This window comes from Streptomyces gilvus, assembly GCF_022513565.1.
Classification (GTDB): domain Bacteria; phylum Actinomycetota; class Actinomycetes; order Streptomycetales; family Streptomycetaceae; genus Streptomyces; species Streptomyces gilvus.
The window spans coordinates 15,668-30,848 of the sequence record NZ_JAKWBE010000039.1 but is presented as its reverse complement, the minus strand read 5'-3'; the positions used below and the strand labels follow the sequence as shown (position 1 = coordinate 30,848).

Sequence of the window (15,181 nt, the reverse complement as noted above, 5' to 3'; positions counted from 1 at the left end):
AAGGGATGTTGCTGACCTTGAGAAAACCCGTCGACCCCGACCCGACCACCGACCATGAACCGCCGACCACGGTCACGATGGGGACACGAAATCCATGGTCGGGGTCATGGTCGGGCCGACCATGACCCCGACCATGGGTCTGCCGCGATCTGGCAGCGGCCCACCGTGTCCGGCGCACGTTGCCCGCACCGGGGACCGCCGTGCGATCACGTGCTGCCCGGCCACAGGGCCCGGACATCGATGCGCAGACGGAAGCCGGCCGGGTCGTGTCAGAGGCCTGCGCAGTGGGCGATACGGACGTGCGCAAGAGAAGATCAGGAAGTCCGGGCGGACTGCGCAGCCGCCCCGGCGCAACTCGACTGCGCAGGATCCCCAGGCCGGTTGCGCAGCCCGATTGCGCAGACGCCCTTCCAAGGCTGCGCAGTCGACTGCGCAATCACTGAGCGCCCGGGCTGACGGCACGTGGTCGGCCCGACCATGAGCCCGACCACGGCAGCTAGACGGCTCCGTTGCCGGATCGTGACCGATGGTCGGGGCTCGTGGCCGTCAGCCTGGTCGGGGCCGGCCGGTGAGCTGACGCCATGGAACACACGCACGCCTCCACGCCCAGGACCCCCGGCCGCCCCACCGCGACGAGCCCGGTGTGCCGCCGTGGGCACCAGCCGCGGCATGCGTTGGGGACACGGCGGTGAGCCGCTTCGGGGTGGGGATCCGCCGGGGCGTGATGGCCGGAGAGCAGTTCACTCAGATCGCCAACGGCCTGTTCCGTGACTCGCGGCTGTCCTTCAAGGCGAAGGGGATCTTCGGGTACGTCAGCACGCACCGCGACGGCTGGCAGGTCACCCTCGCCCACCTGGTAGCCGTCGGGCCCGACGGTCGAGAGGCGGTTCGCGCCGGCCTGAAGGAACTGGAACGGTACGGCTACCTCCTCCGCGAACGCCTGCGGCGCCCGAACGGAACGCTCGGCGAGGTCGTCTACTCGATCACCGACCGACCCGCCACCCTCGACGTCGCCCTCCTCGAAGCCACCGCCACCCCCGCGATCGATGACGAACACGACATCGGCTTCGGGGCGGGGATCCGCCGGGGCGTCATGGCGGCCGATCAGTTCACTCAGATCGCCAACGGCCTCTTTCGCGACTCGAGGCTGTCCTTCAAGGCGAAGGGGATCTTCGGGTACGTCAGCACGCACCGCGACGGCTGGCAGGTCACCGTCGCCGAACTGGTGCGCCGCGGCCGCGAAGGCATCGACGCCGTCACCACCGGGCTTCACCAGCTGGAGCGGCACGGATTCCTCTACCGCACCCGCGAGCGCAACCCCGACGGAACGCTCGGCCAGGCGCTGTACTTCATCACCGACCTGCCCGGCCTGCAAAACCCCAGGCCCGGGCCAGAGTCGGATTTTCCAGGATTGGCTGAGCCTACGTTGGCTGATCCCGCCACTAAGAACACCAACAGCAAGAAGACCACCCAGCAGAACACCAGCCCCCTCCGTCCGTGCCGCGGCGAATCGCCGCAAGCACCGGAACGGAAGGGCCATCCGGACCTGCCGACGGCGCCGCCGGCAGCGCCCGCGGCGGATGAGATGCACCCGGGGGTCCGGCTGCTGCTCGAACTCGGGGCGGCTCGCCCCGAGCTGCTGCTGACCGGACAGGCGCTGAGGGACCAAGGCCGCGTCGTGACCGTGATGCTGGAATCCGGCTGGAACGCTGAGCAGCTGCGGCACGTCATCGCCGACCGGCCCCTGCCCCACCCAGTGCGGACCACGGTCGGCGCAATCATCGCCGCCCGCCTGCGCGCCGCCCAGACCTACCCACCGCCCACCCGCGCGGCCGACCACCACGACGCACCCGCGTGGGATACCGCGCCGGCGCAGCCGAGGACCGGCTCCGCCGCCGCGCGCACGGTGGCCGAGGCTCTGACCTACCGGGCCCTGACCGAATGCGCCGGCTGCGGGGTCCCCGGAACCGCCCCCGGCGAGGACCTCTGCCCGGCCTGCCTCGGATGGCCGCTGTGCCGCACCTGCCCCGGCCCCACACCCCGGCGCGCCCACCCCGACGGCGACGGCTGCTGCACCACGTGCGCCTCCGCCCTGACCGGCCACCACCTGGAAGGAAGCAGCCCGTGACGGACACACTCCGCACACCGACGCCCCCGACCGCGGCTGCGCACCACGAGCGCCCCTTCACCCGCGACCCGGGACGGTGGGAGAAGGAACGCTCCCGCGCCCTGAGGACTGGCCATGTCCGCGACGACTCCTGTTCGGCCGCCTGCGAACTGGTACTCGTCCACGAGCGCACCCCGTGGGGCTGGCTCGCCTGGACCGTCCCCGGCGACGGCAGTCCGCCCGAGATCCCTCACCGGATCGCGGTGCTCGCCCCCGGCGCGACGCGTATGCAGCGCCTTTCCCTGCGCTGGCTGGCCAGGCGCCCCGCGCAGCGCATCGCGCTGGACACCGTCCCCGGGTCCCTGCGGTTGTTCGCCGCGGCCGGCGCGCTCGTCAGTCTGGTCGCTGGCCTCTTCGCCATGAGCAACGGCCTCCCGGTCAGCGTCGCCCTCCCGGCGATGCTTCTCGCCCCGCTCCTCGCCGAGCACCTGCCGGACCGGCTGGACTGCCGGGCCCGCGAACACGTCCGCATCGTCGAAGGCGACGATGCCTGCCGCTACCTGCGGCGCCTCGCCGCCCTGCACACCTCGCTCGTCCAGGCCGCCGCCGGCAGCGACCGCTACGAACTGCGCCGCTCGGCCGAGATCGGCCAGCACCTGCTGTGGGACGCCACAGGCCTGCTCCAGACCCGCGAGCCCCGCTCGGTCTCAGCCGAGCTCATCGCCCGCGAGCGGCTCCTGCTCCAACTCGCCCACCAGGTCACCCAGATCCTCCAACACACCGCCGACGACAACCGACCCGGCACGAACCGGGCCCGGCGTGCCCGTGCGGCCCCTGAGCCCGTATGCGCCTGCCCCCCGGCCGGCGCCCCCTCCGGGCCTTCGTCATACGCCAACCCCACCTCTTTCGAAGGGAACCCTCCCCATGCCCCCGTCCGAACCCGTCCAGGCCGTCCCCACCCTGGACGTCTACCTCCTGTTCGCGCACGAGCCCTACTACCCGGCCCCCGCACAGGAGATCAACACCACCGTCGCGGCCGCAGGCTCCCTGCTGCACCCCCGCATACGGCAGCCCGACGGCGCCCGCATCCACGACCGCCTCACCCGCGGCCGCCGGCCCGGCGAGATCGTGCCGCTGTCCACGCTCACCCACGAACTCGACGGCGGCGCGCGCTGGCCCGAGGTCGGCAACTGGGAGAGGGTCACCGAAGACCTGCTGCAGCTCAGCCGCGACCACGACTGCGACGCCCTCAACCTGGGCCTGCCGGAAATCGCCCGCGCTCTGGTGTGTGCGGGCCCCTGCAGCGAGGTCCGCGTCGTCGACCCCACGACCGGGACACACCGGGCGTACGGGCCCGCCGACCGGATCGCCGTCCTCATCGAGGTCGGCCGGCACCTGGCCCGGGCGGAAGCAGGATCCCCCCTGTGGCCCGGCGACGGCCTGCTTCCCCCGGTCAACTCCGCGGATGCCAGCTGACATCCGGCCGCGAAACCGTGAGCGGAGAGCATGCGGCAGGCGCAGCCCCCGGCAGGGCGACGGCCTCGCGCTGCCGCTGCGTCAGGTGTATCCGCCGAGGCGAGGCGAGAGCCCCGGCCCTGTGGGCGGCTGTCATAGGCGGCGGATGGCGTTCGCTCAGGAACAGGCCGCAAGGAGAGAACTCCAACCGTGTTTGACGTAATGATTGCGTCATTATATCTTCGGGTGGTGCTCTTCCCTACGCCTGATCTCGCCGCGCAAGACCGCCAGGTCATCGGCCAGATCGACCAGATGCGCACGGCCCTGCGGCATGCCGTGCAACATCCCACGAAATGGACGGCCGGCCTGCGCAAGTTCCTCACCGCTGACGCGGTGGCGGCTTCGAATTCCATCGAGGGCTTCAAGGTGGCCACCGTGGACGTCGAGGACCTCATGGAGGGAGAGAACGAGGTTGACATCTCGGAGGAGAACCGAGAGGAGACCCTCGCCTACCAGCGGATGATGACCTACATCCAGACCCTCCACGACGCCCGGGACTTCTCCTACAGCAAGGGCCTGCTCAATGGCCTTCACTGGATGCTGCAGGGACACCGGCACAGTGTTCGCCGGCCAGCTGGCCAGTGGCGCAAGGGCCCGGTCTACGTCACCGACGCCCGCGACCCCAGCATCGCCGCCTACACCGCCCCCGACGCCCCGCTCGTCGCTGCTTTGATGCAGGAACTCATCGACTGGCTCAATGAAAGCGATGGCACGCACGCCCTGGTGCGAGCCGCGATGGCCCACCTGCACCTGGTCTCCATCCACCCCTGGGCCGACGGCAACGGCCGGATGTCCCGCTCCCTGCAAACCCTCATGATCGCCAGGGAAGGAGTTCTTGCCCCCGAATTCTCTTCCATCGAGAGCTGGCTGGGGCGGCCGGGCAACACCTGGGAGTACTACCGGGAACTGGGCGAGTGCGGCAGCCGGTACCAGCCTGATCAGGACGTCTCCGGCTGGATCAGATTCAACCTCACCGCTTACCACCAGCAGGCGCAGACCGTCCAAGGCCGCCTTGCCCGCTCGGGCCGTGTCTGGAACTGTCTTGCCGCCTTCGCCGCCGCGCAGGGTTTGGATGAACGCACCGTCACCGCACTCCATGACGTCGCCATGGCCGGACGCGTGCGCCGCTCCCGCTACCAGCACGGCGAAGCCCTCAGCCTGCAGCAGGCCCAGCGCGATCTGCGTGATCTCACGGCCGCCGACATCCTGAAGCCCGTCGGCCGCACCCGCGCACGCTACTACACCGCCGGCCACCGTTTTCCCACAGACGCCCTGGACATCGCGCAGACCCCGATGACCCTGACCCACCCCTACCGTGACTGACGCTCCTCATCGCGGGTGCGGCGGGGAGCTGGGCCGTGGAGGCGTGCTGGATGCGCCGAAGGCGCCCTTCGGGCCGTCGCGGTAGGGCTGTCGGGCCCGCCGGGGGGTGTTTGTGCCCGCGTGCGGCGCCCTGCCGTCACCCTCTGGTGGGTCGAGGCGGGTGTGGGCGCGACCTGGCCTGTTCACCCTCCGTGATCACTACGGGTGCTGTTGTGCTGACTCATTGTCAGTGCCTGCTGCCAGCATGGAGGTTGTGCCGGGACGTGCCGGGAGGGGGACGTGCATGCTGGGGAGACGAGGGACACCGGCCCAGGGCCGTTCGCGCTGGGCGCCCAGGGTGCGGCGGGAGATGACGATGTCCGCCGCGGCGACAGCCGTGGGGTGGGGCGAGCAGAACGCCTCAGCGGGCAACGCGGCCCGGCCGTGCCTGCGGCCCGCGGTGTCGTACCCGCTCCGTTTGCCGTCGTCGAAGGCCGGCCGGTGACGCGGCGGCCGGCGCGGGGGCGGAAACGCAGCACGCGGCAGGAGTGGGATGAGCTGCTCACCGTTGCCGGTGCGGCCCTCATCGTCATCACGCTGGGGGTGACGGTGGTCAACTGGCTGCTGGCCCACTGGTGGGTGCTCGTCGCCGGCTTGGTGCTCGCCGTGCTGGCGGGCGGCGGCTGGCTTCACCAAAGGCGGCAACAGGCCCGGTGGGAGGCCGTGCGCGTGAGGGGTCTGCGGTATGCGCTGGCTGAGCTGGATGCTGTGCACCACGCGCGGTTCGAGGAGGCGATCAGGGACCTGATGCGGCGGGATGGCTGCCGGGACGCCCAGCGGGTCGGCGGTGGCGGCGACCTGGGGGCGGACGTCACGGCCACCGATCCGTACGGGCGGCGCTGGGTGATCCAGTGCAAGCACCGCCGCAACGGGGCTGGGGGCGCGGCAGTGGGCACACCGGCGCTGCAGGTACTCAACGGGACGGCGCGGCAGGTGCACGGGGCAGACGTCGCGGTGATCGTGACGAACGGCCGGGTGAGCGCCCCGGCCGTGACGTTCGCCGCGCAGCAGCGGCTGCATGTGGTCGACCGGCAGGTGCTGGGGGTGTGGGCATCGGGTGCACGCCCGCTGTGGGAGTTGCTGGAGGGGCTTCCGCCGCCGCGCAAGCAATCCGCTCTTTCCTGAGCTCGCAGACTGCGTGACCGTTGACGGGGGTCCGGCACATGGAGGCGGGGCTTGGCCCCCCATCCGGGCATTCACGTTGTGGGGCGGATGCCAACGGCCATCCATTCCGCCACCGGTGGCCACTTCGTGTACGCAGCGTGAGGTCATCCTCGGCGGCGCTCGCCCCACCACGGCAGGATCACAGGCAGGTCGCTGAGCCCGCGGGCCGGCCGCTTCGGCATCGGCGATTCCCCGTCGTCCCCATCCCAGCGGCGTGCGTATTGGTCCGGGAGGTTGCCCCAGCCCCAGTAGGGGATCGGGCGGTCGGGTGTCTCGCCGACCTCGTTGAGGGGATCGATGCGCCCCTCCGCCACGGTGCACAGGTGGGCCCAGTCGTCACCCATGTCGAAGACATAGGCGAACTGCTCGCCGCCCTGCAGCCTGCTCAGCTTGGTGGCATGGCCATCCACAGTGCCGTCCGGGGCCTCGCCGTCCCACCAGTCAAGGGGGCTGACCCGGGAACCGTCCGCCAGCGTGAACAGGTGCAAATGGGCCAGATCCCAGCGGCCGAAGGCGAGATCGATGGCCGTGGCGAACTGAGCGAAGGAGTGCGAGCGCGCGGCGGCGAAGACGCGCCCGGCGAGGCCACAGATCTGCACCGTGTCCCGAGACCAACTCCACCCGGATGGACAGCCAGGTACGTGCCACGATCACAACCCCTCATGCGTCAGTTCACCGAGCCGGCACCGAGGCTACTGAGTGTGACTGCCAGTGGGAGCACCGAGTCGGCCGTATGTGGGAAATTCCCAGGTTCTGCCGCGAATTCGACCCCGTGTGAGCTTGGTCAGGTGAGGGCGGGGTTGCCGCAGCACTTCTTGTACTTGCGTGTGGAGCCGCACCAGCAGGGGGCGTTGCGGGGTGGAGGCCACGGGGTGGCCTGGCCTCGGGCTGCGAGGTCGGAGGCATAGTGCGCCCGGGTGTCCCCGTCCTGCGCAGGCAGCTTCTCCTGGCGGGTGAAGGATTCGAAGTCGGTGACGATGCCGTGTGCGATGCCGAGGTGTACCTCACCTTCACCGGACAGCCGTTGCAGCATCTGTTCAATGTGGCGCACGTGCTCGTGGTGCTCGCTGCCGTAGTGGCCGGCAAGCTCGGGCCAGGCGTCCAGCAGCTGGGCGAACTCGTCAGGGTTCCAGAAGAGTGCACAGGTCATGCGGGGCCGGGACAGGGCAGCCCGGCGGGCTTCCACTTCCTGGGAAAGCTTCTCGATCGAGGCGATAAGGGCCTGGGGGTCACTGTCCGCGGCGGCCCGTAGCTCGGGGTTGTGAAGGTCATCCAGGGTGCTGGTCGCGCGGAGCCGGGCCGGGCGGTCGTCGTAGAGGGCGTGGGCGAGTTGGTCGAGGTCGTCGTGCGGCTGGCCGAGGCGACGCCGTACCCGGTGGCGGCCGATGACGAGCATCTCGATGCCGGTGGGGTCCATCGCCTCGCGGACGGCGTCGACGGTGAGGGGAGTGGCGGGGCCGAGGAGATGGGTCACTGCCGCGGTGAACCAGTCGGCGGCGTCATGCAGTTCGTCGGCGGCCTCGAACATCTCCGCGGCGATGTTCCAGGGGCCACTGTCGGCGGGGTGCCGGCGGCGCAGGTCCGTGGCCGCTTCACGGGCCTCGTCAGTGCGTCCGGCATCCCACAGGGTGCTGGCGCGGAGCGCCTGGACGAGATGGGGTTCTTCGCAGTCGCCGTCCAGGACCTGCTGGTAGAGCGCGAGCGCCTTCTCGTGCTGACCTGCGCGGCTGTAGAACTCCGCGGCCTCGGTGAGGAGCTCTTCCCGGTCCTGGGGGTACGTGCGGGCCAGGGCTTGCAGGTCTTCGGCCTGCTGGGCGTCGGTCCGCTGGACGGGGTCGGGCTGACGGCGTACGGGGCGGCGCTTGCGGGACATACGGCCACACTATCGGCGCGGCGGAGCCGGCGTGGCGGGCCGGCCGATGCCTCGGGCGGACAGCGGGGCGGTCTCCAGCGTGTGCACCTGCCAGCCGCGGGCTTCCAGGCCGGTGCGCAGCGTGGCGGCGATGTCGGCCATGGGCGCCGGGTTCTCGGTGGCGACGTCGAGGTCTTGACTGGGGCGGTTGACGAGGTGGTGTGCCCGCACGGCGTAGCCGCCGGTGAGAACCAGGGGATATGGGGAGCCGAGGGCGATCACATCTGCCAGAAGTCGCGTGTGCAGCTCCGGCATGTTGCTCACGCGGCTGCCCGGGCGCGGGAGGCGAGCTGGGGGAAGGCGTCTTCCCAGACGGTGCGCAGGGTGCGGCCCACGAGTCTGCGCAGGACCGGCCACAGCTCCAGGAGCAGGTCGTGGTTGAGGTAGCGGGGCATATCGTCGTGCAGGCCCTCGTGCAGCACGGTGCGGTACAGGCCCATGCGCTGGCGTGGCTTGTCCAGGTCGTAGCAGGTCATCCCGGACCAGGCCATGTGCAGCGGCAGTTCCACGACTCCGTGGGATGGGCCGTGCAACTGCTCCAGCGACTGCGGCAGGCGGCTTTGGAACTTCTTCCGGTACAGCGTGAGGTTCTCGGCGTCCGCGTCCGAGATCTGGCTCGGGGTGGGTGCGGGGTGCTGCGGGCTGGAGGGCATGACGTCATTATGGCCGTCCCGGTGCCGGCGTGGATCGTCTGCATCCTGCCCAGCCGACAACACGCGGGCACCCCCGTTTACAGGCCGCGCCACATCCGGGTGATGTGGCCGCCGAGGCCGCGGGGTTGGTAGGGGTCGTAGTCGGGGTGGGCGGCGAGGCGGCGCAGCAGGGTGAATTGGTGGGGTGCGCGCTGGCCGTCGCGGAGGGGGGTCCATTCGTCGGCGACGGGCCACTGGGCGAGTTGGGCCTGGATGCCGGGGCGCCATTGCTGCCAGGTGTTGTGGGTGACCCAGCCGAGTTGGCGTAGTTCGAGTTCGTCTTCGCACAATCGCAGGTACAGGCGCACGGCTTTGAGTTCGTCCGGTTCACAGGCGGTGCCGCTTTCGGCGACGAGGGCCGGGGCGGGGAGGCGGTCGAGGATTTGCCAGTAGCGGGCGATGTAGGCGTCTTCGATGGTTTTGACGCGGGCGCGTGCGGCGCCGGCGGAGCTGGTGATCAGGGCGGCGAGGGCGACGAGGCCGGTGCCGAAGGCGACCCAGAATTCTGCGTTCACGGTGGGGGCGTTCCTGCAGCGGTTGGGATGTAGTCGGTGCTGCCAGAGGCGAGCAGCACCGGGGAGCCGGGGGTGGAGGCGGCGGGCCGAGGCTGGGCCCGCCGGTGTCGCGGCCGCCCGGGCGGTGTGGGTTGGGTCCGGGCGGAAAGTGGCGGGTGTGCGGGGGTGGTCAGGTGATGTCGACGCCGTGGGCGCGGGCGAGGGCGTCGAGGCCGTCGGCCCAGCCCTGGCCGAGGGCACGGAGTTTCCATACGGGCCGGCCGGCCTGGTGGTGGCGGTAGAGCTCGGCGATGACCATGGCTTTGATGGTCGGGTCGGCGGGCGGGGTGAACGTCCAGGCGGCGTCGGTGTGGCTGGTGATGTCGAGGGCGGCGTGGGTGAGGGCGGCGCAGGTCAGCCCGGTGGCGATGTCCATGGTGATGGCGACGGTGATGCGCTGGACGTGCTGGGGCAGGGCGGAGAGGTGGAGGGTGGCGCGTTCGACGGTGTGCGGGCCTTCCTGACTTTTGCCGAGCAGGCGTGCTGCGCCGTCGGCGGTGGCGGGCTGGTTGTAGAAGACGAAGTCGTCATCGGCGGCCACTCGGCCGTCGTCTGCGGTGAGGAAGAGGGTGAGATCGGCGTCCGCGCCGGCGAACCGGAACGCGATCTGCAGTCCTTGCCAGGCGTCCTCGGGCAGTGCCAGGGTCTGTCCGGCCACCAGCGCGACTGGTGCGGGCGCGGGGAGCGGCGGCGGCACCGGCGGCGCATGCAGGGGGAGCGGCGGTGCTGCGGCGGTGAGTGCGGCCTGTTTCCAGTCGGCGAAGGGGATCAGCCGGTAGGGGTCGCCGGCCGGAGCCGGGCCGTTCGGCGGGGTGGTGGCGCCGAGGGTGCGGTCGAGGTCGGCGAGGGTGGCGGGGCCGGAGTCGGGTTCGTCGTGGGCGTTGTCCAGCAGCTCCTGCAGGCCGGGCACCCGGCTGGCATCCAGCGCTTTGATGCTGCTGGAGAGGTTTCCGGAGGCGGTGGTGGTGACGGCGCAGGCGACGTCCTGGCCGAGGTCCAAAAAGCGCAGCGCGTCCTCGGCCGTCCGCCAGACGGTGGATTCGATGGCCTGGCGACTCCAGCGGCCGTAGGCGACGAAGCCCAGGCGCTGGGTGTCGGGCAGGCGGGTGAGGACAGCGAGGTCGATGGCGGTGATACCGGGGGCGGTGGCGAAGCCCTCTTTGAGGGTGGCGATCAGGTTCGAGCCCATGGAGGTCAGCCACCACAGCAGCCGGTCTCGTTTGGTGAGGTTTTTCAGTGTGGGCCGGCCGCTGGGGGTCAGGCCGGGGGTCTGGGTGGGCAGGGTGTCGAGGTCCTGGTGCCGCATCAGCACGGACAGCACCGAGCCGTCCACGCCGACCGCGCAGCCGGCGGCCGGATTATCGGAGAAGGCGGTGTTGACGGCCTCGCAGACGGTGCCTTCGTCATTGGCGAGCAGGGCCTGCCACCACTGTGCGGCCTCGCCGGCCATCCGCTCCCGGACGCTGTGCAGGCGGGCGGTCTCTGCCGCCAGATAGGCGGGGGCGTCCTGCTGGGCGCGCTGCTTGGCAGCGGCCCGTTCCGCCCTCGCCAGCCGGCGCACCCCCTGCAGGTGGAAGGCCTGCGCCTCAGCGAGCGCCCATGGCCCACCCAGCTGCGGCACGTCCGGGATCAGGGGAGGATGCGCGGCGGGAAACGACTGCAGATGAACCTCGGTCATCTCACGCCGCAACTCCCGCAGTTCAGCGATCGCGGCATCGCGCTGCGCCTCCTGCTGCGCCCGCTCCGCCTGACGGCGCGCCCGTTCCAACTGCGCGGCCGACGGCGCCACCGTCCGCGGGTGCGGGCTGCGCCGGGTAGTGGTGCCTGCCCGGCTGCCGCGCAGGGAACTGGAGGCGTAGAAGGGGCCGAGCCCGGAGGAGAGACGGGCACCGCCGCTGCCGACGCTGATCCGTGCCGCACGCGGCCCGATCGAGGTACGCACGCCGCGCGTCGAGACGCGCACACTCATCCCCGGAACCCCCACACGGAAACCGAACCCCACGAAGCCCACCCCTCTCCCTCAAGGCAGACAGTGTGACACTGGCACCCTTTTCCTCCTCGAAAGCGTCCGCCGCACCCACCGCAGGCTGCAGGCGACGGCGTCGTCGACAGGCGGCAGACAACGGCGGCACCGGCCGTGCAGTCAGATGAGCGATCGGCAGTCGCCGGGCAGTTCGGGAGCGGGAGGCGTGAGGAGCAGGCTGGCAGTCCAGCGACGGACGTCGGCTAGGGGGTTGGGCAGTCGTCGAGGAGTTTTTCGACTCGTTGGGGAAGTTCCCGCTGCCAGTCGTGGCGGGTGGTCAGACCGAGTTCGTTTCCCAGGGCCAGGGTAAGTAGGGCCGCCGTCTCGCGGTGATCTGCCGGTGCGCGCAGTTTTTGTTCTTGCAGCATGTAGGCCTGCACGTTTCCGCGAAGCCGGCGCAACGCCTCGGGGGCCAGGTGCCCGCTGCCCGAGAGCGCGTCAAAGACGTGCGACGGCAGTGGTGTAGCCGTGCCGGAGGCGACGCCTGCTGCGACGACCAGGACGAGAGCGATGGCTTGGCGGGCTGTTTTGTCTGCGGTGGCGTGTGTGCGAGCCGCCGTTGCCGCGGCATGTGCGGCTGGGTGGGCCGGCGGGGTTAGTTCGGCTGTGGCCTCACGCAGTTGGAGTTCTTCGGCTGCGTCGGATGAGGTGTCGTCGTGCGGCACGAACTCGATATTCAGTTCGGCGTCGAGTGCGGCCGCCAGGCGGCGCAGCAGGGGCACGGTCGGTGTCGTGCCCCCTCCTTCGATGCGGGAAATGGCGGGCTGCTTCATGCCGGCACGCTCGGCCAGCTGGGCCTGGCTGAGCCCGAGCTGGGTACGCCGGTCGTACACCATCTGGGCTAGATCGTCCGCCGCAAGTGTCTCCTGATAGATCTCTTCGTATCCCTCCGGCACGTCGCCGGTGGAGCGCGTGGTCTTCCACGTCATATGGCGATTGGTCATGACAGCTCTCCTTCCTTGAACGTCCGGCTGTAGACAGTGTGATCATCGGCTGGCGGATGCGTGCCCTCGCAGGCCTTCTGCGCCCGTTTGGCTCGGGCGACCTCGGCAGCCTCATTGTCGCGGGTCTTACGGAACACGGTGAGCAGAACGACGCGTCGTCCCGGTGCCACCCAGTACGTGATGCGCCAGGAGTCGTCTCCGAGGTTGAAGCGCAGTTCCCATGTCTTGTCCTGCAGGGGGCGAGCCCACGGCATCCGCGCCTGTGCGGGATCGTCGGCCAGGCGGTCGACGCGTGCCTCTACTGCCACGTGTTGCCTGCCCGGAAGCGCATCGAGCCATTGCTGCACCTCGGGCTCGATCTCCACCACGTACCGCTCCACCATAACATGGACGATATATATCATCCCTGTTATGTCAAGGTGCGGCGCTGGGCAGCCTCATCCCCGCTGATGACGTTCATGCAAGATCTCCCTCGCTGCGTCGACAACGGCGGACCTGGCCCGATCGCAGCCCCCGGGACAGCGATCGGTCCGGACACGGGAGCGCCGCGGCGGTCGCAGGAGGCGGGCCGTGTTGCCGGCGGCGTGTTGGTGGAGCCCAGAGCGAGAGAGCCGGATCCGGGCCGGGGCTGGTTGCCCTGGACAGGCCCGGGCCATGTCCGGGGGCGAGCGGTGGCGGCGTCAACGTCGGTGATCGGCTTGGTGCTGCCAGTAGGCGAGTTGCTCTTGGGTCGAGCGGGTCAGGGGGTGGTCGGGGCCCAGGAGCCGGGTCTGGTCCTCGAGGAGTTCGGTGAATGCGGCTGCGGCTGCTGGCAGGTCGCCCGCTTCTGCCCTCCAGTGCGCGAGGTTGTGCCGGGTGGCGAGGGTGTGAGGGCTGTCGGGGCCCAGGACGCGGCTGCGGTCCTGGACCAGTTGTGTGAAGGCGGCCAGGGCTGCGTCCAGCTCTCCGGACTGCGCGAGCCAGTAGGCGTGGTTGTGCCGCACCGCGAGGGTGTGGGGGGCATCGGGGCCCAGAGCGCGGGTGAGGTCCTCGGCCAGTTCGGCGAAGCTGTCGGCGGCTTTGGCCGGTTGTTGCATGCGGCCGTGCCAGTAGGCCAGGTTGTGCCGGGCGGCGTGGGTGTAGGGGTGGTCAGGCCCCAGGACACCACGGAGGTCGGGCAGCAGTGCGGCGAAGCCGTCGGCGGCCGCGGCCGGAGCTCCTGCTTCCCCACGCCAGCGGTGCTGGTTGATGCGGGTGGCGAGGGTGTCGGGGTGGCCGGCTCCCAGGACGCGGATGCGGTCGGGCAGCAGGGCGGCGAAGGCGTTCGCGGCAGCGGCCGGGTCCCCGGACTCTCCCCGCCACCGGGCCAGATGGTGCCGGGCGTCGAGGGTGTCGCCATGGCGGGGGCCGAAGCGGCGCATGGTGGCCGTGGCGAGATGCTCGAAGTAGGTGCGCGCGGTGCTGGCGTGGCCGGACTCTCCGATACTGCGGCCCATGCGGTACAGCACCTCGTGGGTGTCGGGGTCATACAGCGCCTCCCCGGCGCAGGCGGTCAGCGCAGTGGTGTTGGCGCGCAGGGCGAGCGCGAGGGCGCTGTCGCGTTCGATGTCGGGCCAGGCGGCCGTGAGGGCATCAGCCGCGGCGCGGGCGGTCTGGTGGTGCTGGGCGGGGGTGAGCGTGTCACGGGTGGCGCGCTGGATGAGCTGATGGACCCGCACGGTCTGGTGGCCGGTGGCGGGAACGTAGTCGATGAGGCTGAGCTGGTGCAGCACCGTCAGGGCCAGTTCGACTTCGGCCGCCTGAACCGGGCCGGGCCCCTCGGGCGACGGCGCGCGCCGCCATACCCGCCGTGATCGGCTGGTGCCGCCGCCTGCGGCGCGGTGCCCGGCGAGGTAGTCCAGGGCAGGCTGGCTGGTCAGCACCGTGTGAGGGATACCGTCGGGGGCCAGCAGGGCGGTCAGCTGCAGCAGGGGGCGGGCCAGGCCGGTGGGGCGGAGGGTGTCGGCGCGGTCGACGGACAGTTTCCACGCCGCGGCCAGCGGCTTGGCCTGCTCGTCAGGCAGGGCATCCGGTTCGGGGACCGCCGTGGCGAGGGCGAGGGCGCCTTCGGCCAGAAGGGCACGGTAGGCGGCGACACTCTGACGGGTGTCGTTGATGTAGGCGGCGGCCTGGGACAGGGCGAGCGGCAGGTGCCCGAGGTCCGCCGCGAGTGCCACCAGGGCGTCCGCGCAACAGTAGGCATCGGCCCGGACGGCGGTGGAGAGGTAGCCGACGGCTTCGCCTTCGCCGAACAGACCGACGGGAAGGAGGCGGCGGCCATCGCCACTGAGGGCATCGTCGCGACGGCGCGTGGTGATCACCGTGCGGCCGGTCGGGCTGTGCGGTGGCCGCAGGCCGTACAGGTCGCCGGGCGTGGCGAGGTCGTCGATGACGACCAGCCACCGGCACACGACGCCCCCGGCCTTGGGGGCGAGCCAGGCCACAAACCGTTGGGCGGCCCGTTCAGGATCGTGGGGGTCGGCCGCACACAGTTCGACCCCGGCCTGAGCGTAGGCCGCAACCAGCGCATCACGGCTGCCGGCGTTGGCCCACACCAGCACGTCCAGCCCGCCGGTGTCGCCGGTGTCGCTCCAGGCGGTACGCGCGTAGTCGGCGGCGAGCTGGGTCTTGCCCACGCCCCCCATCCCGCTCAGCACCACCTGCCCCGCGCCACCGAGCGCGGCCCTGAGCCGGGATGCTTCGGCGCGCGGCTGGAACGAGCGGGCGGCCGGTGGGATGACACCGACCTGATGCGGCCAGCGCGCCGGCTCCTGCGGGCCGCGCAGGTCCACCGTGAGAGCGCCGATCGCCAGATAACCCGTGCTGGCGATCCCGCCGCCGATGACGATGGCATCGCCCGAGTTGTGCACCTGCACGCCCCGCTCAACAC

12 protein-coding genes and 1 pseudogene are annotated in these 15,181 nt (G+C 70.9%); 4 read left to right on the top strand and 9 right to left on the bottom strand.

Translation table 11 applies throughout. The annotated features are described in order from the left end of the window. The first annotated feature begins 724 nt into the window (after positions 1 to 724). From MKW14_RS36890 to MKW14_RS36875, 4 genes are all read left to right on the top strand, one after another. On the top strand, positions 725 to 2,128 hold the full coding sequence (locus MKW14_RS36890; RefSeq protein ID WP_276622967.1) for a hypothetical protein: 1,404 nt from the start codon (positions 725 to 727) through the stop codon (positions 2,126 to 2,128). Positions 2,129 to 3,031: 903 nt separating this feature from the next. Next, positions 3,032 to 3,583: a hypothetical protein gene (locus tag MKW14_RS36885; RefSeq protein ID WP_240870540.1), complete on the top strand. Its 552-nt coding sequence runs from the start codon at positions 3,032 to 3,034 to the stop codon at positions 3,581 to 3,583. 228 nt (positions 3,584 to 3,811) lie between these two features. Next, positions 3,812 to 4,945 (top strand): Fic family protein, encoded by a 1,134-nt coding sequence (locus MKW14_RS36880; RefSeq protein ID WP_240870581.1) that lies wholly within the window; start codon positions 3,812 to 3,814, stop codon positions 4,943 to 4,945. 537 nt (positions 4,946 to 5,482) lie between these two features. Continuing rightward, complete coding sequence (locus tag MKW14_RS36875; protein ID WP_240870580.1) at positions 5,483 to 6,109, top strand: restriction endonuclease; 627 nt, start codon at positions 5,483 to 5,485, stop codon at positions 6,107 to 6,109. A gap of 143 nt (positions 6,110 to 6,252) precedes the next feature. Here MKW14_RS36875 and MKW14_RS36870 read toward each other — a convergent pair whose 3' ends face one another. The 9 genes and pseudogenes from MKW14_RS36870 to MKW14_RS41410 form a co-directional block, all read right to left on the bottom strand. Next, on the bottom strand, positions 6,253 to 6,747 hold the full coding sequence (locus tag MKW14_RS36870; protein WP_240870539.1) for an IS1096 element passenger TnpR family protein: 495 nt from the start codon (positions 6,745 to 6,747) through the stop codon (positions 6,253 to 6,255). A gap of 185 nt (positions 6,748 to 6,932) precedes the next feature. After that, positions 6,933 to 8,021, bottom strand: coding sequence for a DUF8829 domain-containing protein (locus MKW14_RS36865; protein WP_240870538.1), 1,089 nt, complete (start codon positions 8,019 to 8,021; stop codon positions 6,933 to 6,935). 30 nt (positions 8,022 to 8,051) lie between these two features. Beyond that, positions 8,052 to 8,315, bottom strand: a pseudogene (locus tag MKW14_RS36860) (nucleotidyl transferase AbiEii/AbiGii toxin family protein); the annotation flags it as partial. Positions 8,316 to 8,320: 5 nt separating this feature from the next. Further along, on the bottom strand, positions 8,321 to 8,713 hold the full coding sequence (locus tag MKW14_RS36855; RefSeq protein ID WP_240870536.1) for a hypothetical protein: 393 nt from the start codon (positions 8,711 to 8,713) through the stop codon (positions 8,321 to 8,323). Between the two features lie 77 nt (positions 8,714 to 8,790). Then, entirely contained in the window at positions 8,791 to 9,267 is a 477-nt protein-coding gene (locus MKW14_RS36850; protein ID WP_240870534.1) for a hypothetical protein, read from the bottom strand. Between the two features lie 169 nt (positions 9,268 to 9,436). Next, complete coding sequence (locus MKW14_RS36845; protein ID WP_240870532.1) at positions 9,437 to 11,275, bottom strand: TerD family protein; 1,839 nt, start codon at positions 11,273 to 11,275, stop codon at positions 9,437 to 9,439. Between the two features lie 257 nt (positions 11,276 to 11,532). Continuing rightward, entirely contained in the window at positions 11,533 to 12,273 is a 741-nt protein-coding gene (locus MKW14_RS41415; protein ID WP_308314672.1) for a helix-turn-helix domain-containing protein, read from the bottom strand. Further along, positions 12,270 to 12,656 (bottom strand): type II toxin-antitoxin system RelE/ParE family toxin, encoded by a 387-nt coding sequence (locus MKW14_RS36835; protein WP_240870530.1) that lies wholly within the window; start codon positions 12,654 to 12,656, stop codon positions 12,270 to 12,272. Before MKW14_RS36835 ends, MKW14_RS41415 begins: the two co-directional genes overlap by 4 nt. A 297-nt stretch (positions 12,657 to 12,953) precedes the next feature. Beyond that, positions 12,954 to 15,167 carry a tetratricopeptide repeat protein gene (locus MKW14_RS41410; RefSeq protein WP_240870528.1) on the bottom strand — a complete coding sequence of 738 codons (2,214 nt, stop codon included), beginning with the start codon at positions 15,165 to 15,167 and terminating at the stop codon, positions 12,954 to 12,956. Positions 15,168 to 15,181 lie beyond the last annotated feature (14 nt).

Bases quoted from the DNA above. Each gene is read 5' to 3' on its own strand.
- MKW14_RS36890 (WP_276622967.1), top strand. From the start codon at position 725: ATGGCCGGAGAGCAGTTCACTCAGATCGCCAACGGCCTGTTCCGTGAC.
- MKW14_RS36885 (WP_240870540.1), top strand. From the start codon at position 3,032: ATGCCCCCGTCCGAACCCGTCCAGGCCGTCCCCACCCTGGACGTCTAC.
- MKW14_RS36865 (WP_240870538.1), bottom strand. From the start codon at position 8,021: ATGTCCCGCAAGCGCCGCCCCGTACGCCGTCAGCCCGACCCCGTCCAG.
- MKW14_RS36855 (WP_240870536.1), bottom strand. From the start codon at position 8,713: ATGCCCTCCAGCCCGCAGCACCCCGCACCCACCCCGAGCCAGATCTCG.
- MKW14_RS36845 (WP_240870532.1), bottom strand. From the start codon at position 11,275: ATGAGTGTGCGCGTCTCGACGCGCGGCGTGCGTACCTCGATCGGGCCG.
- MKW14_RS41415 (WP_308314672.1), bottom strand. From the start codon at position 12,273: ATGACCAATCGCCATATGACGTGGAAGACCACGCGCTCCACCGGCGAC.
- MKW14_RS36835 (WP_240870530.1), bottom strand. From the start codon at position 12,656: ATGGTGGAGCGGTACGTGGTGGAGATCGAGCCCGAGGTGCAGCAATGG.